The organism is Winogradskyella ursingii, from assembly GCF_013403975.1.
GTDB classification, from domain to species: domain Bacteria; phylum Bacteroidota; class Bacteroidia; order Flavobacteriales; family Flavobacteriaceae; genus Winogradskyella; species Winogradskyella ursingii.
The window spans coordinates 449,215-475,142 of sequence record NZ_JABFDH010000002.1; the positions used below are offsets into that span (position 1 = coordinate 449,215).

The 25,928-nt window shown below is 35.3% G+C and carries 24 protein-coding genes; 5 read left to right on the top strand and 19 right to left on the bottom strand.

The features are described from left to right. Positions 1-159: 159 nt before the first annotated feature. Positions 160-1,179 (bottom strand): phenylalanine--tRNA ligase subunit alpha, encoded by a 1,020-nt coding sequence (pheS, locus tag HM983_RS05780; protein ID WP_179344444.1) that lies wholly within the window; start codon positions 1,177-1,179, stop codon positions 160-162. Between the two features lie 74 nt (positions 1,180-1,253). Beyond that, the gene (locus tag HM983_RS05785) at positions 1,254-1,610 is read right to left on the bottom strand and encodes a hypothetical protein (protein WP_179344763.1); all 357 of its coding nucleotides are present in this window, start codon (positions 1,608-1,610) and stop codon (positions 1,254-1,256) included. Positions 1,611-1,716: 106 nt separating this feature from the next. Here HM983_RS05785 and HM983_RS05790 point away from each other — a divergent pair, with 106 nt between their 5' ends. Then, positions 1,717-2,241: a CvpA family protein gene (locus HM983_RS05790; RefSeq protein WP_179344445.1), complete on the top strand. Its 525-nt coding sequence runs from the start codon at positions 1,717-1,719 to the stop codon at positions 2,239-2,241. Positions 2,242-2,334: 93 nt separating this feature from the next. On the opposite strand, the gene HM983_RS05795 is transcribed toward HM983_RS05790, so the two are convergent. The 14 genes from HM983_RS05795 to HM983_RS05860 all read right to left on the bottom strand — a co-directional run bounded on the left by HM983_RS05795 (position 2,335) and on the right by HM983_RS05860 (position 17,667). After that, entirely contained in the window at positions 2,335-2,964 is a 630-nt protein-coding gene (locus HM983_RS05795) for a carbonic anhydrase family protein (RefSeq protein ID WP_179344446.1), read from the bottom strand. A 63-nt stretch (positions 2,965-3,027) separates the two neighbouring features. After that, positions 3,028-4,890: a SulP family inorganic anion transporter gene (locus HM983_RS05800; RefSeq protein WP_179344447.1), complete on the bottom strand. Its 1,863-nt coding sequence runs from the start codon at positions 4,888-4,890 to the stop codon at positions 3,028-3,030. A 63-nt stretch (positions 4,891-4,953) separates the two neighbouring features. Then, on the bottom strand, positions 4,954-5,619 hold the full coding sequence (locus tag HM983_RS05805; protein WP_179344448.1) for a DUF2490 domain-containing protein: 666 nt from the start codon (positions 5,617-5,619) through the stop codon (positions 4,954-4,956). A gap of 22 nt (positions 5,620-5,641) precedes the next feature. After that, on the bottom strand, positions 5,642-6,421 hold the full coding sequence (locus HM983_RS05810; protein WP_179344449.1) for a hypothetical protein: 780 nt from the start codon (positions 6,419-6,421) through the stop codon (positions 5,642-5,644). Between the two features lie 11 nt (positions 6,422-6,432). Next, the gene (locus tag HM983_RS05815) at positions 6,433-8,025 is read right to left on the bottom strand and encodes a SulP family inorganic anion transporter (RefSeq protein WP_179344450.1); all 1,593 of its coding nucleotides are present in this window, start codon (positions 8,023-8,025) and stop codon (positions 6,433-6,435) included. A gap of 86 nt (positions 8,026-8,111) precedes the next feature. Further along, positions 8,112-8,408 carry a hypothetical protein gene (locus HM983_RS05820; protein WP_246277468.1) on the bottom strand — a complete coding sequence of 99 codons (297 nt, stop codon included), beginning with the start codon at positions 8,406-8,408 and terminating at the stop codon, positions 8,112-8,114. Positions 8,409-8,455: 47 nt separating this feature from the next. Continuing rightward, positions 8,456-9,214, bottom strand: coding sequence for a tetratricopeptide repeat protein (locus tag HM983_RS05825; protein ID WP_179344452.1), 759 nt, complete (start codon positions 9,212-9,214; stop codon positions 8,456-8,458). Between the two features lies 1 nt (position 9,215). Next, on the bottom strand, positions 9,216-10,985 hold the full coding sequence (locus HM983_RS05830; protein WP_179344453.1) for a BatD family protein: 1,770 nt from the start codon (positions 10,983-10,985) through the stop codon (positions 9,216-9,218). Positions 10,986-11,066: 81 nt separating this feature from the next. Continuing rightward, positions 11,067-11,885: a tetratricopeptide repeat protein gene (locus HM983_RS05835; protein ID WP_179344454.1), complete on the bottom strand. Its 819-nt coding sequence runs from the start codon at positions 11,883-11,885 to the stop codon at positions 11,067-11,069. Positions 11,886-11,963: 78 nt separating this feature from the next. Then, a complete protein-coding gene (locus HM983_RS05840) occupies positions 11,964-13,001 on the bottom strand; it encodes a VWA domain-containing protein (RefSeq protein WP_179344455.1) in 1,038 nt (345 codons plus the stop codon). Next, positions 12,994-13,998, bottom strand: a complete 1,005-nt coding sequence (locus HM983_RS05845; protein WP_179344456.1) for a vWA domain-containing protein — start codon at positions 13,996-13,998, stop codon at positions 12,994-12,996. The genes HM983_RS05840 and HM983_RS05845 overlap by 8 nt, the downstream gene beginning before the upstream one ends. Next, positions 13,998-15,695, bottom strand: coding sequence for a hypothetical protein (locus tag HM983_RS05850; protein ID WP_179344457.1), 1,698 nt, complete (start codon positions 15,693-15,695; stop codon positions 13,998-14,000). Before HM983_RS05850 ends, HM983_RS05845 begins: the two co-directional genes overlap by 1 nt. A 7-nt stretch (positions 15,696-15,702) precedes the next feature. After that, entirely contained in the window at positions 15,703-16,569 is an 867-nt protein-coding gene (locus tag HM983_RS05855) for a DUF58 domain-containing protein (RefSeq protein ID WP_179344458.1), read from the bottom strand. Between the two features lie 96 nt (positions 16,570-16,665). After that, a complete protein-coding gene (locus HM983_RS05860; RefSeq protein ID WP_179344459.1) occupies positions 16,666-17,667 on the bottom strand; it encodes an AAA family ATPase in 1,002 nt (333 codons plus the stop codon). Between the two features lie 180 nt (positions 17,668-17,847). Between HM983_RS05860 and HM983_RS05865 the strand changes: the two genes are divergently transcribed. From HM983_RS05865 to HM983_RS05880, 4 genes are all read left to right on the top strand, one after another. Continuing rightward, on the top strand, positions 17,848-18,711 hold the full coding sequence (locus HM983_RS05865; RefSeq protein WP_246277469.1) for an aldo/keto reductase: 864 nt from the start codon (positions 17,848-17,850) through the stop codon (positions 18,709-18,711). A gap of 83 nt (positions 18,712-18,794) precedes the next feature. Beyond that, positions 18,795-19,544 (top strand): SDR family NAD(P)-dependent oxidoreductase, encoded by a 750-nt coding sequence (locus HM983_RS05870; protein WP_179344460.1) that lies wholly within the window; start codon positions 18,795-18,797, stop codon positions 19,542-19,544. 6 nt (positions 19,545-19,550) lie between these two features. Continuing rightward, the gene (locus HM983_RS05875) at positions 19,551-20,207 is read left to right on the top strand and encodes an HD domain-containing protein (RefSeq protein WP_317166945.1); all 657 of its coding nucleotides are present in this window, start codon (positions 19,551-19,553) and stop codon (positions 20,205-20,207) included. Positions 20,208-20,238: 31 nt separating this feature from the next. Then, positions 20,239-21,372 (top strand): ATP-binding protein, encoded by a 1,134-nt coding sequence (locus HM983_RS05880; RefSeq protein ID WP_179344461.1) that lies wholly within the window; start codon positions 20,239-20,241, stop codon positions 21,370-21,372. Positions 21,373-21,580: 208 nt separating this feature from the next. On the opposite strand, the gene HM983_RS05885 is transcribed toward HM983_RS05880, so the two are convergent. The 3 genes from HM983_RS05885 to amaB form a co-directional block, all read right to left on the bottom strand. After that, positions 21,581-22,768 (bottom strand): DUF1501 domain-containing protein, encoded by a 1,188-nt coding sequence (locus tag HM983_RS05885; protein WP_179344462.1) that lies wholly within the window; start codon positions 22,766-22,768, stop codon positions 21,581-21,583. 10 nt (positions 22,769-22,778) lie between these two features. Continuing rightward, entirely contained in the window at positions 22,779-24,152 is a 1,374-nt protein-coding gene (locus HM983_RS05890) for a DUF1800 domain-containing protein (RefSeq protein ID WP_179344463.1), read from the bottom strand. Between the two features lie 118 nt (positions 24,153-24,270). Further along, positions 24,271-25,824 carry an L-piperidine-6-carboxylate dehydrogenase gene (gene amaB, locus HM983_RS05895; protein ID WP_179344464.1) on the bottom strand — a complete coding sequence of 518 codons (1,554 nt, stop codon included), beginning with the start codon at positions 25,822-25,824 and terminating at the stop codon, positions 24,271-24,273. Positions 25,825-25,928: the final 104 nt, after the last annotated feature.

The following is a 25,928-nucleotide window of genomic DNA, read 5'->3' on the forward strand; positions in this document are numbered from 1 at the left end:
AAACTAAAGGAAATATGAGACCAAATAAAACATAAGAGAGCAGTTGGTATGCAACTATTAAAAACTTGAAATATATTTCAGAAAATATAATTCGTAATTATGAAAATTAAGATTAAGATTAAGTCAAAATATCCAAAATAAATATTGAAGAATTCCATTTTAAAGTGCACTCTTAAACTGCTCTAAAAACCTAACATCATTTTCACTTAGAAGACGAATATCACTAATCTGGTTCAATAACATGGCAATACGGTCAATACCCATACCAAATGCAAATCCTGAATATACTTTTGAATCGATGCCACAGTTTTCCAAAACATTAGGGTCTACCATTCCGCAACCCATAATTTCTAACCAACCTGTACCTTTTGTGATTCTGTAATCAGTTTCGGTTTCGAGACCCCAATATACATCTACCTCAGCACTTGGCTCCGTAAATGGAAAATATGATGGTCGCAACCTGATTTTAGATTTACCAAACATCTCTGTCGTAAAATATTGGAGCGTTTGCTTTAGATCTGCAAAACTAACGTCTTTATCAATATATAAGCCTTCAACCTGATGGAAGAAACAATGTGAACGTGCCGAAATTGCTTCGTTTCTATATACACGACCTGGTGAAATTGTTCTTATTGGTGGCTTGTTATTTTCCATGTACCGTACTTGCACAGAACTTGTATGGGTACGTAATAAAATATCTGGATTGGTCTGAACAAAAAATGTATCCTGCATGTCGCGTGCTGGATGATATTCTGGTAAATTCAACGCTGTGAAATTATGCCAATCATCCTCAATTTCTGGACCTTCACTCACATTAAAACCGATACGTGAAAAGATATCTATAATCTGATTTTTTACGATTGAAATGGGGTGACGCGCACCTATTGAGATAGGTTCTCCTGGTCGAGATAGATCGCCATAAACACCTTTTTCCTCTTCCTGATTTTCAAAGGCCACTTTTAAAGTTTCAACTTTATCTTCAGCGGTTTTCTTTAATTGGTTGATGGTCTGTCCAAACTCTTTCTTTTGATCATTAGCTACATTCTTAAATTCGGCAAAATACTGTTTCAAAAGTCCTTTTGATCCTAAATATTTAATACGGAATGCTTCAACCTCATCTTTGGATTGGGCTGTAAATGCCTCTGCTTCGGCAATGAGTTCTTTTAGCTTTTCTATCATTTTCTTTTATGCTGTACCGACTTGTGCCGGAATTAATCAGTATCTTAAAATTGAATCTGCAAATTTATAAAATCTTAATCTATATACTCTGTCTCAACGAAATAATTCACAATGGCCTCTTTCATTAAAATGCTTTGTTCTCCTGCCTTAAGATGTGGTAATTGCGCTTTTACTTTATAATGTGGCCAGCCTTCATCATCAACAAAATCAAACTCATAAAAACCATAAGGTTCTAAAACTTTACAAATAGCAATGTGCATTAAATCGAGTTTGTGGTCTTTTTTATATTCGCGATGTATCTGACCAAGCTCTTGAACACCAATAAGATATATAATGGAATCCAGATCCAGCTTGTCACCATCTGCAAATTGGTTAGAGAGCTTTTCCACCACCAATTCCCATCGTTCTTTTAATTCTTCGTCTCTTGCCATACTCGTTTCCCGATAGAACAGGAATTTCAATTTATATAATTTACTATTAAATCCTAACGTTATAATTATGCAAAGTTAATTTATATTTGCCTAAACCGCTAGTATTATGAGTGTCATTGATATTGTTTTAGCTGCTATTCTTCTCTTTGGATTGATTCGCGGACTTTTTAAAGGCCTTTTTGTAGAAGTTGCATCTTTACTAGCATTGGTTTTAGGAGTTTATGGCGCCATTCACTTCAGCAATTTTGCAGCAGAATTTTTAGAACCACGAGTAGATTGGGAAGAAAAAACCATTAATATTGTTGCCTTTGCAATCACTTTTGTGGTCATTGTGTTGGTGATTACCCTTGCGGGAAAAGCATTGACCAAACTGGCGAATTTTGCAGCTTTAGGTATCTTGAATAAATTGCTTGGCGCTGTTTTTGGTGCGCTTAAAATGGGTTTAATTCTCAGCGTCCTATTATTAATATTTGATAAGTTTAATAAAACACTTCCGTTTATGGATAATGAAGATATAGAAGAAAGTGTCCTTTATGAACCAGTTAAATCATTGGCTCCGATGATTTTTCCAAGTATTATAAATTCTGAGGATGAGCTTGAAGAGGAAGGCGTTTTTGATGACGATGTATAGCTCAATCATATTATTCAACGTTATTTAAAAAAGAAAAAAACCACTCTTTCGAGTGGCTTTCTATTTATATTTGATATACTTGATGTTGCATTTTTACAACATCACAACCTTACCTGAATGTAAGCTATAGACACCACCAACAATTTTTATCTCGCCATTATCTTCCATTTCTTTTAATATCTGGCTTTTTTCACGGATTCTATCGATGGTTAACTTTACGTTATTTTCGACTGTCTTAGCTACAAACTCACTGTTTGAAGAATCGGCTGCTCCCTCAACTTCATCGGCAGATTTTCTTACTGCTGGCATTATATTTTCTAACATTGAAGTAATGTTTCCTAGCTCTACACCATCACAAGCAGCTTTTACCGCTCCACAACTTTCGTGACCGAGTACTAAAACCAATTTGCTTCCTGCGGCTTTGCAAGAGTATTCCAAACTTCCTAAAATATCAGTGTTTTCAAAATTACCTGCTACTCTGGCAACAAAAACATCTCCAATCGCTTGGTCTAAAACTGTTTCAACCGGAACTCTTGAATCTATACAAGAAAGGACTACTGCCTTTGGAAACTGCCCACCTGTAGTCTGATTAATTAATGCTGAGTTATCTGTGCTTTCAGAATTTCCGTTTGTAAATCTTTTATTGCCTTCCAATAGATCCTTCAAGACACTATCTGGTGTCATTTTGCTTTGAACGTCTTTTGTTATTGCTGTATTTTTCATTTTATAATTAATTTATTCTCAGAACCTCTGATTAATGGGTTCTGATGTGAGTTAAACATTATTTTAATATTTGTCTTTGACGTTTGCTCTAATCCAAACTAAGCATTCATCAAAATTTTTGAAGATGTGTTCCTCAGGAATTAAATCTGGAATAATATCAATACGTTCCATCATATAACGTGGCTGTTTCAACACATTAACCATTAGAACATTGATATTCTGTTTTTTTAGATCTACCAAAACATCCTCCATGGCATATAGACCACTTTGATCCATATATTGCATCCTGCCCAACCTGATTACAACTGTACTCGCCGTAAAAGGTATCTGTTTCGCCAGTGCTTGAAAATCACTAGTGGAGCCAAAAAATAAGGGCCCATTAACGTGCTTTATAAACACTTCCTGTTTGAGTTTTTCAGGGAAATCAGATTCATCTGACCAAGATTCTTCCTTCAAGGTTCTAACTGAAGAACGCTGCGCTGTTAAATCACCTATTTTTTTCATGAACATTAATGAGGCAATTACCAGTCCAATACCTACAGCGTACACTAGGTTCCAAAATGTCGACAACACCAATACAATAAGCATTACCAAAACTTCCGAACTTAACTTAAATGGACCAAATTTGATGTCTTTTGGTAATGCAGGAATCGCTTTTAAACCTTTATAATCCATAACGCCAATACCTACAGTAATTAAAATACCTGCTAATACTGCAGCAGGAATTTCAGATGCTACAGGTCCAAGAGCTAATAGGATTACCAAAAGCAATACACCTGCAATCATACCAGAAAGCCTAGTCTTACCACCAGAATTGATATTTACAACCGTTCTAATCGTAGCACCTGCTCCCGGAATACCACCAAATATAGAAGCTATACTGTTTCCAATTCCTTGACCCACCAGTTCTTTGTTTGGTTTATGTTTGGTCTTGGTCATGTTATCAGCTACAACACTTGTTAATAAGGAATCAATAGCACCTAATAAAGCTAGCGTTATTGCCGTAAATATGTATGGTGTAATTGAAGCTAGACTAAATCCTGTAAATATTTCAAGTTTTGGTACTGGTAGTCCTGTAGGTATTTCTTCTATTGGTCTATAATCCAATCCAAAACCATATGCCACACCAGATACTACAATCAATGCTACTAAAGCACTTGGCACTTTGGTTGTTATACGTTTAAATCCATATACTATAAAAATGGTTGCCAATGCTAATATCAATTCTAACCAATTGATATTTTGAAGAGCTTTCGGCAGTACTTTAATAGTTCCTAACACTCCTGAGCTTGCAGATTTTGCTAACGTTTGTGATTCTTTGGCAATATCATCTTCCGTGGTTAGTTTGGCCCTTCTAATGGTTTCTTCAAAATTTTCTAAAACCAGAATACCCTCTCCCGCTTCTTCTTTCAAAATATTTTCCAGAATAATTTCTTCGGCCTGTGGTTTAAACTGGCTAACTAAATCGACATCTTCTTTTGGGTAATAACCAATTGCTGGTAAAATCTGTGTGATTAAGATGATCACACCGATGGCTGTCATAAAACCTGATACGACGGGATAGGGTATATACCTAATATATTTTCCCAAGCCAATCGCACCTAACCCAATTTGAATTAAACCTGCCAATAAAAAAACAGTTAAAATGGCTGGCAAGGCTTTTTCTACACTGCCATCATTTGCTGCAATTATACCAGCAATAATCACCATACTTACAGCTGTCATTGGCGCAGTTGGTCCAGAAATCTGGGTGTTTGTTCCACCGAAAAGTGCAGCGAAAAAACTGATAAAAATTGCTCCGTACAATCCTGCGCTAGGTCCAAGACCAGATGACACACCAAAAGCTAATGCTAACGGCAGTGCTACAATACCTGCCGTAATTCCACCAAAAGCATCACCTTTGATATGTTTAAAGAAGTCTTTCATAAAATAATTTTTTTCTAAATTAAGCTAATATTTACAATCGCGAAAATCGTTTTTTAACAATATTTAGAAATTTACGAACGCTATTACATTGATTTGGTCCCTATTTGAGTTTTCAAAAAACTGATTCATGTATCCTAGTTCCATTCTTAAGGTTTTGGAAAATTTATAGCCCAACCCACCATACAACCTATTTCTATCAAAGATAGATGATTCTGCATTAAGAAAAATTTCGTTGTAAGCAGAGAGGTACCATGGGTTTTTTCCCCCTTCTTCATTCTGTAGTGGCAGATTGAAACTAAGAAAATATCGAAATCGCATTCTAAAATCGTCCTCAACAAATCGCTGTTCAAACCTGTACCGATGACTTAAACCTAATCTCCCTATTTTTTGTTTGGTAATGTACTGTTGGTAAATACGATGTTCGTTTACAGAAAATTTATCATCGGTATCTCCAATATAATTTTCAGATAAGATATATCCGTAACCTAACAGTACATTATTATTTTCATCAATGTTATAACCCAAACCAGTACGCAGCAACAATTGTTCTAAATCGCCAATGGCATTGTAGTTTCTGTATTGAACTTCGTGATGAATGTTCCATTTTTCATCTATTTGTTTATTACCAAAGTATATTAACCAGTTACCGAGGTTACTATCTTGGGAAGTTGCAATATTTGAAAAAAACAATAAACTTAATATTAGAAATATGTTGCTTTTATTCGTCATAATTTATTCTGTTTTATAATGGTTATTTTGAAGTGACCATCAAAGATACATCTATCTTATCAAGTAAATCTATGATGTTTGTTTTGGCTTCAGTTGTTTCATTCCTATCTAAACACAATAGATTAACACCACTTCTTTTAAGATACATCTTTAGATTGTCCATAAACTTATCGTTATCATCGAAAGTATATTCTACAGTTTTAGCAACATTATCTATCGAATTGTTTAAATCAGAATGTATTTTAAATGCTGTAACCGGTTTTTTCGAATGACTTAATAGTTCATTCACAAATTTTAAATCGGTATAATCAGTATTGTTATTAAAAAAACCCAACGCAACTTCCTTGTCTGGTTCTACTGAATTAATTTCTGATGCTACCACCACTGAACCATCATAATTTTTTATGATGAAATCCGTGATTCTATCACCTATAAAATTAAGGGCTTTTGGTTTACGTTTACCAATAATTACCATATCTGGTTTGGATACTGTTAATCGATTTTTAATTTCGGTCTTAACATTTCCAATCGTGTGGTTATAACTTACATCAACTCCATTGGTTTTAGATATTGAATCTGCCAACGCTTCGAGTCTATTGTTGATAACCACAAATTCTTTGTTCATGGTACGCATTGCAGATAATTGGCTATCACTGCCAACTACTTCTGTCGGTTGTTTTACGTAGAAAAATTCAATATTAGCATCAATCATTTTTGCGAAGCTAATAGTGCTTTTTAAAGTACTATCTAATGTGTTTTCCATATCAGATAGCACTAATATTTTATATTTATTTGTTTTCATAACGCTCTAAATTAGCTTAAACTGATATTGGATTTTGGTCTTAATTGGAAAAATTCAATAAAACTTGGTGGATTCTCAACAATACCACGTTTTGAAATTAATTTGATATCAATATTTCTCTCCTTTGCCTTAAAAGCAAAATCATCTAAAATTTCAACAATATCATAATCAAGATATCTTGTTTTTGTAACATCAAATTCTAAATAGGTGTCTCTTGGTAAACTATCCAGCTCTTTTAAAATAGCACCTTTATTAAAGAAGGTCACTTCTTCAGCCAGCTCCATTTTAATTCTGTGTTTTCCGTTACTCTTATCTTCAATATGAAGAAAATGAGAATTTTGGTAGCTTTTTAGTAAGATAACTACAATACCTACGGCTAAACCTAAACCTATTCCCCATAATAAATCGATAAATACTATACCTAAAACTGTCACAAAAAATGGTACAGATTGTTTCCAACCTAGTTTGTACATTTTCATGAATAATGCTGGTTTTGCCAACTTATAACCTACAATTAAAAGTATTGCTGCTAAAACCGAAAGCGGAATCATGTTTAATAACCTTGGAATTAAGATTACAGAAATCAGCAATAAAAACCCATGAATTATAGCTGAAGCTTTGCTTTTTCCACCAGATTGGATATTTGCAGAACTTCTAACAATTACCTGCGTAATTGGCAAACCTCCAATTAGTCCAGAAAGAATATTACCTGTACCTTGAGCTAATAATTCTCTATTGGTAGGTGTCACATTTTTTTCTGGGTCTAATTTATCCGTAGCCTCAACACAAAGTAACGTTTCTAAACTAGCAACTAAAGCAATAGTGAATGCTACAATCCATACATCAGGACTTGTAATAACAGCAAAATTAGGAAAACTGAATTGGCCCAAAAATGAATCTATACCTTCAGGTACAGGCACACTCACCAAGTGAGTAGCATCAATTGCTAAACTCTCATTAGAATTTGTAAGCACATAGAACAAAATACCTACAACTACAGCAACTAAAGGCCCTTGAACAATTTGAAAAATCTTTCCTTTCTTTGAAAGTACATTGCCCCAAAGTAAAAGAATTCCTAAAGAAATAAACCCTACAACCATAGAGCCTATGATTAGGTTATCGAAAATACCAATCAGTGCTGAAAATGTATTTTCCCCAGAGGACCAAGTAAAACTGTCCGATCCCTCTGGTTCGCCATCATAGCCAAAAAAGTGTGGAATTTGTTTTAATATGATAATGATTCCTATACCGGTAAGCATTCCTTTAATTACTGAAGAAGGGAAGTAATATCCAATAATTCCGGCTTTTAAAACACCAAATATGAGTTGAATAATTCCACCTAACACAACCGCTACCAAGAAATTTTCATAACCACCCAAGGTGCCGATTGCAGTTAATACAATTGCAGCTAGTCCAGCGGCTGGACCACTAACACCGATTTTAGATCCACTGAGGGACCCTACAACAATTCCACCTACAATACCTGCAATTAATCCTGAAAATAAAGGCGCTCCACTCGCCAATGCAATACCTAAACATAGTGGTAATGCAACAAAGAATACGACAATACTCGCTGGTATGTCATTTTTTAAAGTTTTAAACATATATAATTCATTTACGCTAATGAGAAATATCAAAAGCTAATTTTTAATAATTTTTATGGACTAATGTTGTCCTGAAATTCGAAAAATTATGAAATGAATTCGGGTGGTGGTGAGACTAGGTTAAGGTGTGGTTTAGGGTATTTTTTAAATTTATAGATTCCTTTACCCTTCCTTTTTTTTGCATCAAAAAAAATTTCAGAATCTGAATCAGTTTCAAAAACTAATTTGAAGTTTTTTTCGTTTTCTTCCTCTTCACTGAGGCTGTAAAAAAATGAAATGTCTATTGAGTCATCAAAAGATGTGATGATAGTTGGTGCAGACAACAACGCTACAAATAAAATCGTAAAGAAAACTGCCGAACTATGTCTCAATTTTTGTCTCATAAGCGGCAAATATAACATTAAGAAATTATCAAACTGTTAAATAATTTTTAAAAAATATTCAACAATTTTATGTCTTGAGCAGAAATCCAGCCACTAGAATTATCCGAAATTTGAATTTTTTTCCAATCGTTATAACTTTCCAAAACTTGGACTTTGGTGCCTTCGTGGAGTCTAAATACTTCCTCACTAGATTTGTTTGGATCGGTCATTACCCTGCTTTCTTGAACAAACACTATAGCCGGATTATCCTTTTTTTGCAGTTGTTCTTTTTGAAATGCCAACGCCAAAGCCATACAACCAATTAACAAACTCAATATACTTGTAACAAAAGCAAATCTTTTTCTCGAAGTTGAATAAGAAAAATGATACAATAAAAATAGAAGAACAAATAAAACCACACCGACAATAGCAATAATTGCCCATGAGTCTCTACTCGCCATATTGACCACATTGTTAAAAATTCTTGAAAACCCAACTTTTGGAACATCACTTATAGCATCAATAGTCATGTTCTGCGCAAAGGACAAATTGTTCTTAATGTCTTCATCGTGAGGTGCTAATTGAAGTGCTTTTTCGTAATTATAAATACTTGGCGCTATATTGTTGAGCCTGTAATGAGCATTACCTAAATTGAAATACAAATCTGCCGAATGCTCACCACTGTTAAGAATGGCTTTGTATTTTTCAATGGCCTCAGAATATTTTTCTTGATTGTACAAGGCATTACCTTCTTCAAAGAGCTGGTTATTTTGCGTAAATCCGAACAAACAGAAAACAAAAACAAATATGTTAGCTAAAACTTTCATTCTATACCAATTGTTTATCTATTTGGGAAATGGTCTTTGCTGCCTTTTCATAATCATTTTGCATTGTAACTTGGGTAAATGGTGAGTAGCGAGCCATTTCACAACTTTTTAATATTGAAATAAATTCTGCCACAACCTCATCATTGACTTGTCTCTTTCTAAGTATTTCAACAATTCTTTCTTTATTCATTTCGCTGGTTTCAATGTTGAGTTTGGCTTTTAAGTAATTGTGCAATGCCTTTTCCAAAGCGACATAAAACGCTTCTTTGTGGCCAAGTGCTTTTTTGGCTTCACCTAAATATTTCCGTGCTAATCGGTCTGCTTTTCTAATACGATTTCCATGAACATCCGCATCTCTCCTATCTTTTGCTTTTCTTGCAACAATGGCTAGCGGAATAAATAAAAATGGCAACAAGAATAATGACCAAAAAACAGTGGACTTAAAAAATGGTTCTGATTTTATACTTGTAAAATTCGTTTTAGTTTTTATGAAAGCAAATGTGTTTGAGTTAGGAAAAACCGTTTGTCTAGAGCCATCAGTGATTGCATCTGACGTGTTTGAATTCGCCATTGGTCCTTCTAACACATCGATAATGATATCATCGGACGTCACACGTTTATAGGTTTCAGTCTTCGGGTCAAAATATGAAAAGGACAAAGTAGGCACTGGATACTTACCTCGATATTGCGGTACAATCGTATAAGTGTCGGAAATAGAACCTTGCATACCACCTAAATTAGTACGAACATTTTCTGAATGTTGCGGCTCGTAAACCTCAAGAGAACTTGGCACAGAAAGTTTTGGTAATTCAAATAATTTTAAATTTCCTCTACCAGATACTTCAATTTTGGCTTCAAGGGATTCTGTTGCGTTTAACTGTGTTTTGGATGTGGTAACCTTAAAATCGAAATCACCTACGGCACCTTTAAAGTCAGCAGGTTTATTTGTTTCAGGCAATGGTTTTACATTTATAGTTCTGGTACCTGCGGTTACTGTTTTAGGCACTTTGGTCATTAATGGACGACCAAAAATATCAGTTCTATTGGTTGGCACTTCAACCGAGACGTCCAATACCAAAGGTTCTAATTTTAATTTGCCTGTTTTCTGGGGATAGAGCACAGTCTTTCTGAGAACTACATAACGGTACTCCTCTCCTTTGTACATTCCTTTTTCAATATTCAGACCCTTAATCTCAATGTTTTGACTCCAAAAATCATTGTAACGTGGATTGTCTTTATAGTTCCAATTTCTTACACCAGTATCAAGAGAGACATACAATTTGTAAACTACGGTTATCGCCTCGTTTAAATAAGGGTTTTCTTTTGAAACCTCAGCCACTAAATGAATGTTTTCTGATGCAACATAAGCTGCATCATTGCCATCTTTTGGTTGTTCTACAGCAGCTGTAACATCAATGGTAACCGGAAATGTTTTGTAAGTCTCACCATCAATTTCTATAATGGCTTGTTTTATGGTGAATTTTCCACGTTTTTTTGGAGCTAAGAAATAACTATACGTTTTAGTGTAGGAACGCTTACCATTAAGCCAAGAATTACTCACTGATGTATTTGGGCCACCAACAACTGTAAAATCGGCAAAACTAGGTGGCACGAAATTGTCACCGTCTTTGTTCATTTCAAAATCGATACGTAACCGCTCATTGACACCAAGTTTTGTCTTGCTTACTTTAGCCTCAAATTTTACTTGGGCTGAAGCCATAGTTGCGGCAAATACAAAAAATAATATTGATATTGTTTTGATGAATTTCATTTTCAACTATCCTCTCATACATAGGTGGTTTTTAGATTCCTCACAGGATACTCAATATTGAGACTGCGACTGTAAACTAAATTACCAATCCTTTTCAGTTTTTACTTTGGCCCCTTTTTGTTTTTCGGCATTCATTTTTTCCTGAACCTTTTGTTCTTGGTTCTGCATGGCTTCTAAAATGTTCTTTATTTGTTGTGGAGACATTTGTCCCGGCTTTGGTTTTGGCTTTTCGTCTTTCTTATCCTTATCACCATTGCCATCTTCTTTTTTATCGTCTTTTGGCTTTCCTTTTTCGTCCTCTTCTTCGTCACCTTCTTTCTTGTCGTTATCGCCTTCGTCTTTATTGTCTTTGTTTTCGTCTTCCTTTTCTTGTTCTTTCTCTTTGTCTTTTTCCTCTTCCTTGTCCTTATCTTCCTTATCGTCTTCACCTCCACCATCTTTTTGCTGATCTGCACAATCTTTAGCTAGCGCATAGTTGTAGCGGGTTTCTTCGTCTTTCGGGTTGTTTCTTAAAGCGTTTTTAAAAGCTTCCACAGCTTCTTTGCACAATTCGTTTTGCATTAAAATATTACCCAAATTATGAAACGCTCTGTGTTTTTCGTCTTTAGTTGTAGCGGTTCTGGCAGCCTCTTTTGTTCTGAAAAGAGCTTCATCATAACTACCCTTTTTATAATAAGAGTGTGCCAAGTTATATGCACCGACTGTTTTATTTGGTGCTTCAGACAAGGCTTTTCTATATTCCATTTCGGCTTCAACATAGTTATCTTCCTCAACTAATTCGTTGGCTTTATAAACCAAGTCTGTTGCTCTTTTCTGAGCTTTCAATTGCGTTTTATCCTGTGTCTGTGCCACACTTGTAAAACCAATTAAAAGTGTTATTATGAATAGATGAAATTTCATTGTATATATCATTTCTTATCGCAAAGCCCTAAATTACTAAAGCCTTTGCTCTAGATGCGTTAAAATAATTCTAAAAATTTATATGGCCTCGTTGAATAAATTCAACTTTTTTAACCAAGCTGTTCTTCGTTCTAAAAAGAATATATCTATAAACAACAGAAAAATTCCGAAGGCCAAAAACCACTGAAATTGATCTTTGAAATCTGCTATTTGTTTAGATTCAAATTCCGTTTTATCCGTTTGGTCCAATACGTCTTTTATTTGATCTACCACTTCTGCTGTGTTGGTACCATTGATATAAACACCATTGGTTTCTTCGGCAATTTCTCTCAACGTGGTTTCGTCCAATTTTGTGATTACCGTTTCTCCGTTATTATCCTTTTTATAATTAAGTACAACTCCGTTTCGTTTTATAGGTATGGGTCCACCTTTGGTATCTCCAACTCCGACGGTAATAATTCTAATTCCCATTTCATTGGCTTCTTCAGCAATGTCCGTTACCTCCCCTTCGTGATCTTCACCGTCTGAAATGATAATCAATATTCTATTAGTTTGTTCTTCATTGTCATAGTAAGTCTTAGCCAACTTTATAGCTTCACCAATAGCAGTACCTTGGGACGAAAGCATATCGGTATTCATGTTCTGTAAAAACATTTTTGCAGAAGCATAATCTGTGGTAATAGGCAATTGCGGAAACGCTTTCCCTGCATAAGCAATAATTCCCACTCTGTCACTCGCTAAACTATTGATAATTTGCGTGACCAATTGTTTTGATTTTTCTAATCTATTAGGTGCAATGTCTTCTGCCAACATACTTTTTGACACATCTACTGCGAAAACAATATCGACACCTTCGCTTCTTACCGTTTCAAGTTTTGTGCCAATTTTTGGATTTACTAATGCCAAAGACAAACATGCAAAAGCGCCACAGAGCACAACAACTTTCAATATACTTTTGAATAAGGATTGATTAGGACTTAAACGCTTTAAAAGTGCGGAATCTGCAAATTTTTTCTGCGCAGAACGTCTCCATAATTGCAATAGCAAAAACAGCAGAATGATTACCGGAATTGCCAGTAATGTCCAAAACCATATTTTTTCATCGAGTCTAAACAAAACTTCTAAATATTGTATTTCTTAATAGTATTTCAATTAAAAGCAATAAACCTGCCAATAACACTAACGGTCTATATTTTTCTTCGTAATTGTAATATTTTTTCTCTTCGATCTCGGTTTTTTCGAGCTTGTTGATTTCTTTATAGATTTCAGCTAACTTCTGATTGTTGGTTGCTCTAAAGTATTTTCCACCTGTAACTTCGGCAATTTCCTTCAATAAACCCTCATCAATTTCAACCTGTTGCCTTCCGTATCTAAAACTTCCGTTCTGATTGATGGAAACTGGTGTCAGCGCCAAACCGTTTGTGCCTAAACCAATAGTATATGTTTTTACGCCATATTCCAGAGCTAATTCACTAGCAATTTTTGGATCTATAAATCCTGAATTATTTACACCATCCGTTAATAAAATGATGACTTTACTTTTGGCTCTGCTATCTTTTAAACGGTTAACAGACGTTGCCAATCCCATACCAATCGCAGTACCGCCCTCAATTATGTTATTATATTTTATATCTCTAAGGGATCTCAACACAATAGATTTATCTGTAGTAATCGGTGTTTTTGTATAGGCTTCTCCAGCGTATTCTACTAAGCCAATTCTGTCATTTGGTCTGCCATTGATAAAATCTGCTGCGACTTCCTTTAAGGCTTCTAATCGGTTGGGACGTAAATCTTTTGCCAACATACTTGCCGAAACGTCAATTGCCATTACAATATCAATACCACTTGTGGTTTTGGTTCGTGTGGATACATCTACTGTTCTTGGTCTTGCCAACGCTGTAATTAATAGCGCGAGAGCAATTAATCGCAACGCAAACAATACGTGTTTTAGCTTTGACCAAACAGAAGATGTCGTTTTAAAACCTTTAAGGCTGGACATTTTTAGTTCTGCCGTTTGGCTATTTCGCTTTACCACATACCAAATTACAGCGAGTGGTAGTAATAGCAACAACCAGAAAAAACCTTTATTTAAAAATTCTATATTCTCTAGCATTATTCTCTTTCTTCTTGTTGAGGCACTTCTGGATTCAGTTCGATTGAATTAACAATACGTTCTACCATTTCATCTGCGTAAATATCATCCTCCGGATATGTAATTACAATTTGCTGAAGCACATTGGCATTTGAAAAACAAAGCAATATATATTTAGCATCGGTACCATTGTTTGAAGTTGGTGTGTTTATATTCATAGTACCAAATGTTTTTAAGCCCTCAGCTTTATTTGGCGTTGTAAACTTCTCTCGTTTTACCGTGATATCTGTAATTCCTTTTGCCTCAAACCCTTTAATGGTTTCTTCTGAAACCTTTACTAAATCAAAAGTCGGATTTTCTGTTTCTGCAGTTTGCTCTTTTTGATTCGGAACTTTTAGTGTCGTTGTATTAATCGTAACACTAAAAACATCTAATAAAGTTCCATAAGCAAAAGTCGTCATGCGCATTTGCTGTTGTGCTTCATCTGGCAATTCCACCTCAATACGTCTTAAAACTCTAGGTGTTTCAATATAAACTGGTGGATATCCATAAGCACTTTTTACCCAGTCTTCCTCTAATAATTCTTTACTTTCGTGACCAATAATTGTGTCTTTAACATAGCTGAAACCATACTTGATTCCAAAACCAACGATTGTCGCAATAACTAAAAACAGGGAAATGGCAACCGTGATGATGACCTTATTTCGTTTCTGCTTTCGCTCTTGTTCTTCTTTATATTGTTGGTCCAGTAATTTTTCTTCTTCCGTAGGTTCTGGCAGAGCCTCTTTGACTTGGTCAATCTCTACGTCAATGGTTTTTCTGTCGATTTCCGCCAAAGCTACATCTGGTGACGACTTGGCAAATTTTACTAAATCCGCACGCTTAAAGATGGTTTCGATATTATTGATGTCATCTTTGCTTAGCTTAATTTGATTGCCATCTTTTAATAAATGTAATCTTGAAATCAATTCGTCCGTGGTGCTTTCCAACGCACGGTCATATACTTTCTCGTCGAGATATTTTCTGATGATGAAGGTTAATTCGGAATAATATTCCTTCATCTTATAATCTTGAAGATAATGGCTCTCATCCAATTTTTGTAATGCTAATTTTGCACGATCGTACGGTGGCAACAATGCAATTTGTTCTTCTTCGGTAAGTGGTTTCTTTCGCCAAATAAACCAATACAATAAAAAGGCAACTAATGCGATGGCAGCTAAAATATCCAATAACCATTTCCACCAATTACCCATGCTTTTGTCGACTTCAATGATGGGTTTGATGTCGTAAAGTTTTTGCTTTGTCGTATCGACTTCAATGGTGTTGACTTCAATTTTAAGCGAATCCGTGAAGAATGGCTTTTCTGCAATAATGATTTTTTGACGCGGAATGGTATATGATCCTGAATCAAATTGTGTTAATTTATATAATCTTGAAAGCAGGAACTTGGCGTCTTTTCTAGTGGTATCTATTGGCAATGCTTCCACCATTTCCAAAGGCATGAAGGTTTGACCTTCTGGAAATACAACCAATAATGATGAATCTGCTTCAACATTTATTTTATAATCGATTTGCTCTCCGATTCTAATCTTAGTGGTATCAACTTCAGTTTTAACCTGGGAAAAAGAAATCAAAGAACAAAGTACAAAGAGAAAAGACAAAACTATAGTTCTGAGTTTGCCGGCTTTCAAATTCTTATTTCGTAATTCGTAATTCATTATTCGTTTATCCTCTTCGTTTAAAATAACCCAACAACTTTTTTACATAGCTTTCATCAACTCTGCAATTGATAGCTCCTGCCCCAGATTTTGTAAAGCTGTCCTTGAAATAATCTACTTTTTCGTTATAGAATCTACTGTAATTCTGTCTCACTTTTTTGGATGCCGTGTTGACCAAAAGCAATTCTCCAGTTTCTTCATCTTCCATTTGAACCATACCTAAATTCGGGATGGCTTCTTCATGCTTATCGTAAACTCTTATGCCTGTAATGTCGTGTCTCCCTGCAGCAATTTTTAAATTTTGTTTGTAATCGTCTGCTATAAAATCTGAAAGCACAAATACAATTGCCTTTTTCTTCATCACGTTTGAAAGAAACTTCAACGCTTCAGCCACATTTGTTTTTTTGCTTTTTGGTTTAAATTCTAACAATTCCCTTATAATTCTAAGCACATGGGACCTCCCTTTTTTTGGAGGAATGTAAAGTTCAATTTCATCTGAAAATAAAATCAAACCTATCTTATCATTATTTTGCGTTGCCGAAAATGCCAACGTCGCTGCAATTTCAGTTACAATTTCATCTTTAAACTGATTTTGCGTACCAAATAATTTACTACCAGACACATCTGCCATTAGCATCATTGTGAGTTCTCGTTCTTCCTCAAAAACCTTGATGTATGGTTCATTGTAACGTGCTGTGACGTTCCAATCTATGTTTCTCACATCGTCACCAAATTGGTATTGTCGGACTTCAGAAAAAGTCATACCACGACCCTTGAAGGTCGAGTGATACTCGCCACCAAAAATATGATCAGACAACCGACGTGTCTTGATTTCTATTTTTCGTACTTTTTTAAGAAGTTCTTTAGTGTCCATGATCCAGTTTGCAGTTTGCAGTCTTCAGTTTGCAGTCAGTTTTCGAGTAAACAGAAAGCGACTGCTTACTGCCTACTGATTACTTTTTTACTGATTTTATGGTACCTCAATCACATTAACAATTTTGTTAATGATATCCTCTGACGTGATATTTTCGGCTTCGGCTTCGTAAGTAATCCCTATTCTGTGGCGCAAAACGTCATGAACGATGGCTCTCACATCTTCTGGAATCACATAACCTCTGCGCTTGATGAAAGCATAGCATTTTGCCGCTGTTGCCAAGTTGATACTTCCTCGAGGTGATGCTCCGAATGAAATTAATGGCTTTAAATCTGGAAGTTTATATTTTTCAGGATAACGTGTAGCGAAAACAATATCGAGAATATATTTTTCGATTTTTTCATCCATATACACTTCTCTTACTGCTTCTTGTGCCGTGAGAATCTGCTTGGTTGAAACCACTGGATTTACCTTATCGTAACTGCCTTTTAAATTGGCCCTTACAATGAGTTGCTCTTCATCTAACTTTGGATAATCAATAACAGTTTTTAGCATAAAACGATCAACTTGTGCTTCCGGTAACGGATAGGTACCTTCTTGTTCAACAGGGTTTTGAGTTGCCATAACCAAAAACGGTTTTTCCAGTATAAAAGTCTCATCACCAATGGTCACTTGCTTTTCCTGCATGGCTTCTAATAAAGCCGACTGCACTTTTGCAGGTGCTCTGTTAATCTCATCTGCCAAAACGAAGTTGGCAAAAATCGGGCCTTTTTTTATCGAAAAGTCGTTTTCTTTTATATTATAAATCAATGTACCGACCACATCGGCAGGTAATAAATCTGGTGTAAATTGTATTCTGCTGAAACTTGCATCAATTGCTTTTGAAAGCGTGTTAATCGCTAAGGTTTTTGCTAATCCCGGAACACCTTCCAGTAAAATATGACCTTGACCAAGTAAACCTATCAACAAACGCTCTACCATGTGTTTTTGACCTACGATGACCTTATTCATTTCAAACGTAAGCAAGTCTATAAACGCACTTTCTTTTTCAATCTTTTCATTAATTGACTTAATGTCAACTGTATTCGTTTCTTCCATATTTATGAGTTTAATAGCAAAACTATTTTTTAGTAATTTTTAAAGTGTTGCAAATTGTTAAAATTATTCTTGTATTGCTGTTAACAATTGGTTAAAAATAGGGCTTCACAATTCAGTTGCAAAGTTTTAACTATTTTTATGCAACAATTGCTATTAACCTTTTTGTAAACATACTAACCTTTGAAATATTCTAGAATAATTGCAGGTACCATGACTTGGGGAAGTTGGGGCAAGCAACTTTCAAAAAAAGAAATGGATGCGCTGATACACCATTGCACATCTCTTGGCATTACCACTTTTGATCATGCAGATATTTACGGCGCCTACACCACTGAAGCTCATTTTGGAAATGCTTTTAAAGACTCGGGAATTGAACGTGAATCGATTGAGCTAATTTCTAAATGTGGTATTCAGTACATGAGCGACAACCGTAACAATAAAGTAAAGCATTATGATTATAGTAAAGACTATATTATTTGTTCGGTTGAAGCATCCTTAACAAATCTCAACACCGAGTATCTGGATTTATTACTGCTTCACAGACCAAGCCCTCTTATGGTTGCCGAGGAAATTGCAGAAGCCGTTACTATATTAAAGAAGGACGGAAAAATAAAAGATTTTGGCGTCTCCAATTTTACATCATCCCAAATGGAAATGATTGGTTTGCGAACTGATATTGACGTTAACCAAATTGAATTTTCGTTGACTCAACATTCCGCAATGCATGATGGTACTTTGGATTATATAAAAACCTGTGGCATTAAACCAATGGCTTGGTCGCCGTTGGGAATCGTATTTAAAGAAGATAACGAAAAGACTCGACGAATCCATAAGCAACTTGGTGAACTGATGGATAAATACAATGCTACAGAAGACCAATTGATATTAGCTTGGATTTTGAAACATCCTGCTGGGATACATCCAGTTGTCGGAACCACGAATAAGGAGCGGTTAAAACAAGCCATGCATGCTACAAAAATTGAACTTGAACTAGAAGATTGGTTCTTGATTTTAGTAGCTGCCCAAGGTCATAAGGTGCCTTGATTGACTTGGCAGTCCAAGTACAGATGAAAGTATATAATCAACATAAAATTTTAGATTCTTGCATGCGCAGGAATGACTGAACTATGAGGAAAACAGCATTAATTACAGGCGCAACCAGCGGAATTGGCAAAGCTACAGCTCAAGAATTCGCAAAACAAGGTATCAATTTAATCTTGTGCGGCCGACGTCAAGAACGTTTGGATAAAATTAAAAAAGAGCTCTCCAAAAAAGTCGATGTACATACTTTAAATTTTGATGTACGTGACCGAGAAAAAACATTGGAAGCAATTGCTTCTTTGCCTACAGAATTTCAAGATATTGATATTTTAATAAATAATGCTGGTAATGCCCATGGATTAGATCCAATAGAAAATGGAAGTTTGGATGATTGGGATGCCATGATGGACATTAATGTTAAGGGTTTACTTTATGTAAGTAAAAGTGTAATTCCCAATATGACAAAACGCAAAGTAGGACACATAATCAATATTGGTTCATCAGCAGGCAAGGAAGTATATCCAAAAGGCAATGTGTATTGTGCCAGTAAACATGCAGTTTTGGCTATAACTGAAGGCATGCGGATAGACCTCAATCCATACGGTATTAAGGTAGGCGCCGTCAATCCAGGACTTGTTGAAACTGAATTTTCAGATGTCCGATTTAAAGGAGGAAAGCAAGCCGATGGCGTTTACAAAGGCTACAAAGCCTTGCAGGCAGAAGATGTGGCTGAAGTCATCTATTTTGCAGTGTCCAGACCTGCCCATGTTAATATTGCTGATGTTTTGATGTTTTGTACAGCTCAGGCAAGTTCTACAATTGTGAAAAAAAATTAAAATATAGTGATTTCCACTTTTGTGAGAAATGATATGATTGCTCAACTCAGATCTAAATGGATTAATTTATCTTCAAAATATGCTGAAGATGAAAAAATTACAATTACATTTTGGGACGAGATTTTGAAACACTACACTTCAAATAATAGATACTATCACAATCTTTATCATATTCAAAATATGCTTTTACAAGCCGAAGAGCACAAATCTGTTATAGAAGATTTTGACGTTTTAGTTTTTTCAATTTGGTACCATGATATCATTTATAAATCAACCAAAAAGGACAACGAAGAAAAAAGTGGGCTTTTTGCCAAAAAAGCTTTAAAAAAATTGAATATTGAAGAAAAACGAAGAGAAAACGTTCAGAAATTGATTATTTCAACCAAAAAGCATCAAATAGTTTTGGATAACAATCAAGATAATGCATTTCTCCTGGATTTTGATTTATCAATACTTGGAGCTGATTGGGAAACCTATAAAAATTATACGCATCAAATAAGAAAAGAATATAAAATCTACCCAGATTTTATATATAAACTGGGTCGAAAAAAAGTGCTTCGTCATTTTTTAGATCGAGAAACGTTGTATTTTACAAAAGCTTATAGATTAAAGTTTGAATACCAAGCTAGAGAAAATTTGCTAAAGGAAATAGAATTACTTTAAGGAGACATCTGCTTTCCCAGGATTGACAGCTATGATTAACAAAAGGCTTCTCATAAAAAACCTACTATCTCACAACGATGAGAACAGTTTTTATGACAAAAAGCGAAAAATTGACATTAGTTTTAAAGAGGGCAAAGCCAAGTTTTTGAAACATATCTGTGCGCTCTCTAACAGTAACCCAAAAAATAATTCTTACATCGTAATTGGTGTTGAGGACGAAGATAATAACATTGTAGGAGTTGATTTTTTTGATGATAGCAAAATTCAGAACCTCATCAATGCTTACTTAACAAATCCACCGATTGTACAATACGAAAACATCCCTTTTCCTCATTTACCAGACGATAAAGTAGTTGGATTGGTGACCATTAGGCCAATTGATAAAATTACTTCACTAAGAAAAAATATATGGAAATATTATGGCGGCTCCGTTTTCTTTAGGGACGGCAGCATTAGTATGCCAAAGGTTTTTGATATTGAGGTGAAGGATGTCAACTCAAAAATTGTTGCAGCAATTGAAAATCATGCTCAAAACAATATTCAGCTGACTTTGGATGGTGTGTTTGATTTTCTGAACAAACGGCAAGATTTTAATCCACAGTACCAAGTTTTTAAAGAGTATTTTGTACTGTGCTGGTCCGGACAAAAGAAGCAGGTTAAAGATGAAGTGTTTTTTTCTCGTGTGGATATTGAGCTCATTAACGAACAGGTCCGTCTATTCTATTCTGCATTAGATGAAGTTTCAATTTCCTATACCGAAGATTCCTTCAAAATAATTGAGTATGTACGGCTTGGACTTTATCAGTCTTATAAATATTATAAATTAGAAGAAACTACGATTCATTTTGATAATAACGCCAACTATTCCATATCGGCAGATTTGATTTTTCAACCACCACAATTCGACAAACGAGTGTTGCACCATATTTATAATGCTAATAATTCTATTTTAGAAAAACTTGAAAAAAGCCTATCACTTAACAAAAATGAGACTGCCGATTTAAAAAATCTAGCTTCAAGTTATCTCATTTGTTATCTCAATAGGTTCGATGATGCGCTTTTAAAATTGGAAGCTGCCAAGCCTTACATCAGAAACGAGAGCGAAATTTTATATCAATCCTACAAAGAAACCATTAGAATTTTACGTAAAGTGAAATACAGCTAATCGTCAGGGCTCTTATAAAATTTACCGACAATTTTTGCAACTTATCGAGATTAGAATTAAAAGCATACCAGTTATACATTTTTTTTAACCATTCATCAAAAAAATCAAGTCACTAAATAATAAATATGCATCTTTGAAGTGCTATTAATCAATTATATAACCTTGTTTCTCCCGATAAAGATTCGGCATTGGAACAAGGTTTATTTTTTTAAATAAAATTGAGGCTTTGTTGTGGTGAGGCAATAATACCTTCTGTAGAAACTCCCATCCAACTTTTGAGAATAGTCGCATAAACTTGTCTGAAGTCAATTTCGAATTTTATATCTCCGTTGTCATCCAAATCTTTGAGGCTTGCTAAGTTGTTGTAAAATCCAGCTGACTTTAGATTTTTACCAATAATGAAAATATTATTTGCTGCTCCGTGATCAGTACCGTTGGCCGCATTTTGTTTTACACGTCTTCCAAATTCTGAAAAAGTAAATATTAATGTATCCTCAAAACTCTCGTTTCGTTTTAAATCCTTTACGAAGGCCGAAACACTATCAGCATATTGAGACAGTAATCTTTTTTGTCTGTTAGGTTGATTGGCGTGTGTATCAAAACCACCAAGTGACGTGTAAAACACCTTTGTTTCCAATCCTGAATTTATAAATTGTGCCACATTCTTTAACTGTCTCGCAAACAGATTTTGAGGATAGTCCTCTTGAGAAAGATTAATCTTTGTATTCTCGTATATATACTTGGCCGAAGATTTGGCTTCAATCATAGTTTGGTATAAATAACCCAAATTATGTTCGCTCAAATGCGCATCATTATAATGATTAACTACGTTATTAAAATATGGATCTTTCGATGTGTTGTATAGCACACGATAATCATTGGTGGCTAAACCATTAAAATGTTCCCCTTTCATGGCCAAGCTCAATTGCTCGTCCATTTCCATGGCATTATATGGTTTTTTGCCATGCAAATCCATATATCTTCCTAGCCAACCGCTTTGTAAATATTCATCTGAACCACTTGCAGTTTGCCATATATCCATGGATCTAAAATGAGAACGTACGGGATTTGGATACCCAACGTTATTTAAAATTGAAAGTTCTCCATTATCAAACAGAGGTCTTAAAGGTGCCAAACTTGGGTGGAAACCTAAATCGTCATTCAATTTTATAATATCTTGGTTTATAGCCAACCTTGGTCTGGAATTGTAATAAATATCGTTGTTATGCGGTATGATAGTATTAAGCCCATCGTTACCTCCTGCCAACTGTACTATTACCAAGCGTTTGTAACCCAACCGCTCAGTAGCCACAGACTCTAAAGCCTTAACAAAACTTGGCACCAACAACATAGTACTCGCTAATGAGGAACTTTTTAAAAATTTACGTCTGTCCATAATTATGGTATTAACACATTTGATATTCTGGCAACGACATGAGTTGAATGCAGAAGTCTTGCTTCGATTTTTTATTCAGCGTATTGACGTATGCAATAGTTCCGTCATTAATATTACCTTGTATTATATAGGAAGCCAATTCTTCCGTCTCAACAGATTTATAACTTTTTGAAAAGGCATCCCAGTTGGGTATAGTTTTAAAAGGCAATTTACCTTTACGTCTTTCGAAATACTTTTCCTTAAAATCTTCACTAAAATCGCCTTCTACCTTTAAAGAGATGAAAGCATTATTAAGTAATATCGAAGGCAATTTGAGACGCAACATAATGGTGTTAGCGTCAATCCACGCTTTATCACCTTTCCAACCAGCTACATTTGGTGGGTCTAAAAGGGTTTGACCCAATATCCTCTGAAGCCTTATAATATCTCTCTCTCTTTCAAATTTTACAGGAACAGTATTCACAATTCCTACAAAGTATTCAATAGGCGATTTAATTTTAGCACCAATATTTTTTTCATCATAAAACCAATCTGACATAAACACATATCGCATGAGATTTTCAATGTTATAGTCTTTGTAAAACACATCTGCCATGGCATTGATATGATTTTTATTCGGAATTGGATTCACAAAATAGCGGTAAATCTTATTCGAAATAAACTGAGCGACCTGCCTTTCTTCTAAAATTATATCGATAATATCGTCGCCAGAAAAATCACCTGTTTTCCCGAAAAACGTTTTTGAATCGTAATCGTGCTGGCTTTTTATTAAGCGAAATGTTCCGCCGTAATCGTGGTTATACCCTGTAAATGCACGTGCACTTTCTTTAATATCAACTTCAGAATAATGGCCTTCACCCAAAGTGAAGAGTTCCATAAGTTCGCGTGCAAAATTTTCATTGGGTTTACCCTTTCGATTTTGTTTGCCATTTAGGTAACCTAACATCGCAGCTTCCTTTGAAACAGCTTTTACAAAATCCCTAAAATTACCTAATGTATGTTCTCGTAACGTATTATTGAATTGCTGAATATATATCACATTATTATCACGACATACAAAGTGATTGGCCCAAAATAACGTCATTCTTTCCCTGAGCAATTCTTTTGGGTTGACCATTCGTTCTATCCAAGCGTAATTGAGCTCCAAAACTTTTTTTCTGGATTTTGCTCTTACATCAGCTGCAAATTTTGGATCATCTTTTAAATCGGAACGTGTAATATTTTTAAAATATGACAAGTTCAATTCAAGTGGAGTTATAGTTTTGGAATCTTTAAAAAGCGTATCAACAACCTTCATTCTCTTTTTGTCGAAAGTTTTAGAGATATCAGGCTGTAGACCAAAACCGGCTCTCCAATATAAATGTTGAAGTTCTTGACGTTTCATATTAACTAAGACCCTTTAATGACGAAAACGTTTAATTAAGATTTTAACATTTCGGTATGAAACAAAAAAAGCCGAATCTCTAGAAACGGCTTTTAGAACTAAAATATTAAAGAATGGTTTAGAGATCAAATTTTATCCCTTGCGCCAATGGCAATTCATCCGAATAGTTAACCGTGTTGGTTTGTCTTCTCATATAAACCTTCCAAGCATCTGAGCCAGATTCTCGACCACCACCTGTTTCTTTTTCGCCACCAAAAGCGCCTCCAATCTCAGCACCTGAGGTTCCTATATTAACATTAGCAATACCACAATCTGAACCTGCATATGAAAGGAATTTTTCAGCTTCTTTCATTTCATTGGTCATAATGGCCGAGGATAATCCTTGTGCCACTCCATTTTGCTTCTCAATAGCATTTTCTACATCACCAGAATATTTCATTAAGTATAAAATTGGTGCAAACGTTTCGTGCTGTACAATTTCATAATCATTCTCAGCTTCAATAATGGCTGGCTTTACATAGCAGCCACTTTCATAACCTTCTCCTTCTAAAACACCACCTTCTACTAAAACATTCCCACCTTCGGCTTTTGCTTTTTCAATCGCAGCCAAATAAGTGTCAACTGCGTCTTTGTCAATTAACGGTCCTACGTGATAGTTTTCATCTAGCGGATTTCCAATTTTTATTTGTTTGTAAGCACCAACTATGGCGTCTCTAACTTTGTCGTAAACTGACTCATGGATAATCAATCGTCGTGTACTTGTACAGCGTTGTCCACACGTACCAACCGCGCCAAAAACAGCACCTGGCACCACTACTTTTAAATCTGCAGTGGGTGTAATAATGATGGCATTATTTCCTCCTAATTCCAACAAAGACTTACCAAAACGCTCTGCCACGGTTTTGCCGACAATCCGTCCCATTCTGGTAGATCCTGTAGCAGACACTAACGGTATTCTAGAGTCCGTAGTCATAAATTCACCAACTCTATAATCGCCATTTATAATACATGAAATACCTTCAGGCATATTATTTTCTTTTAAAATACCTGCAATGATGTTTTGGCAAGCAATTGAGCATAAAGGTGCTTTTTCCGAAGCTTTCCAAACACAAACGTCTCCACAAATCCATGCTAAGGCTGTGTTCCAAGCCCAAACGGCTACAGGGAAATTAAATGCCGAAATAATACCTACCACACCAATTGGGTGCCACTGTTCTCGCATTACGTGTCCTGGTCTTTCAGACGGAATTGTTTGCCCATTTAATTGTCTCGACAAACCGACCGCAAAATCACAGATATCAATCATTTCTTGTACTTCACCGTAACCTTCTTGCAAAGATTTACCCATTTCATAAGAAACCAATTTACCAAGTGGCTCTTTTAGATCTCTCAACTTATTTCCAAACTGGCGTACAATTTCTCCACGCTGCGGAGCTGGTATATCGCGCCAAGATTTAAAAGCTTTGGTCGCTGCATCCATTACCTTATCATAGTCTGCTCTGGTGGTGGTTTTAACCTTGCCTATTAATTGTCCATCTACAGGAGAATAAGATTCAATAACTTCACCATTGGAAAAGTTATTGGAACCTGTTGACGTTCCATTGTTTATATCTTTAACACCTAACTGGTCTAAGGCTTCTTTTATTCCGTAATCGGTAGCTACTGCTTCCATATTTGCTTAATTTTTATGAATTATTGAAATTTTATGCGAAGTTACTAATAATTTGTTGGTTTTGCTTGAACCAAGTCGTCTAAAAATGTAACTTTAAGGCACTT

Bases quoted from the DNA above. Each gene is read 5' to 3' on its own strand.
- HM983_RS05855 (WP_179344458.1), bottom strand. From the start codon at position 16,569: ATGGACACTAAAGAACTTCTTAAAAAAGTACGAAAAATAGAAATCAAG.
- HM983_RS05845 (WP_179344456.1), bottom strand. From the start codon at position 13,998: ATGCTAGAGAATATAGAATTTTTAAATAAAGGTTTTTTCTGGTTGTTG.
- HM983_RS05885 (WP_179344462.1), bottom strand. From the start codon at position 22,768: ATGGACAGACGTAAATTTTTAAAAAGTTCCTCATTAGCGAGTACTATG.
- HM983_RS05800 (WP_179344447.1), bottom strand. From the start codon at position 4,890: ATGAAAGACTTCTTTAAACATATCAAAGGTGATGCTTTTGGTGGAATT.
- HM983_RS05880 (WP_179344461.1), top strand. From the start codon at position 20,239: ATGATTAACAAAAGGCTTCTCATAAAAAACCTACTATCTCACAACGAT.
- HM983_RS05785 (WP_179344763.1), bottom strand. From the start codon at position 1,610: ATGGCAAGAGACGAAGAATTAAAAGAACGATGGGAATTGGTGGTGGAA.
- HM983_RS05860 (WP_179344459.1), bottom strand. From the start codon at position 17,667: ATGGAAGAAACGAATACAGTTGACATTAAGTCAATTAATGAAAAGATT.
- HM983_RS05790 (WP_179344445.1), top strand. From the start codon at position 1,717: ATGAGTGTCATTGATATTGTTTTAGCTGCTATTCTTCTCTTTGGATTG.
- HM983_RS05795 (WP_179344446.1), bottom strand. From the start codon at position 2,964: ATGAAAAATACAGCAATAACAAAAGACGTTCAAAGCAAAATGACACCA.
- HM983_RS05890 (WP_179344463.1), bottom strand. From the start codon at position 24,152: ATGAAACGTCAAGAACTTCAACATTTATATTGGAGAGCCGGTTTTGGT.
- HM983_RS05825 (WP_179344452.1), bottom strand. From the start codon at position 9,214: ATGAAAGTTTTAGCTAACATATTTGTTTTTGTTTTCTGTTTGTTCGGA.
- HM983_RS05810 (WP_179344449.1), bottom strand. From the start codon at position 6,421: ATGAAAACAAATAAATATAAAATATTAGTGCTATCTGATATGGAAAAC.
- HM983_RS05815 (WP_179344450.1), bottom strand. From the start codon at position 8,025: ATGTTTAAAACTTTAAAAAATGACATACCAGCGAGTATTGTCGTATTC.
- amaB (WP_179344464.1), bottom strand. From the start codon at position 25,824: ATGGAAGCAGTAGCTACCGATTACGGAATAAAAGAAGCCTTAGACCAG.
- HM983_RS05850 (WP_179344457.1), bottom strand. From the start codon at position 15,695: ATGAATTACGAATTACGAAATAAGAATTTGAAAGCCGGCAAACTCAGA.
- HM983_RS05870 (WP_179344460.1), top strand. From the start codon at position 18,795: ATGAGGAAAACAGCATTAATTACAGGCGCAACCAGCGGAATTGGCAAA.
- HM983_RS05820 (WP_246277468.1), bottom strand. From the start codon at position 8,408: ATGAGACAAAAATTGAGACATAGTTCGGCAGTTTTCTTTACGATTTTA.
- HM983_RS05830 (WP_179344453.1), bottom strand. From the start codon at position 10,985: ATGAAATTCATCAAAACAATATCAATATTATTTTTTGTATTTGCCGCA.
- pheS (WP_179344444.1), bottom strand. From the start codon at position 1,179: ATGATAGAAAAGCTAAAAGAACTCATTGCCGAAGCAGAGGCATTTACA.
- HM983_RS05835 (WP_179344454.1), bottom strand. From the start codon at position 11,885: ATGAAATTTCATCTATTCATAATAACACTTTTAATTGGTTTTACAAGT.
- HM983_RS05805 (WP_179344448.1), bottom strand. From the start codon at position 5,619: ATGACGAATAAAAGCAACATATTTCTAATATTAAGTTTATTGTTTTTT.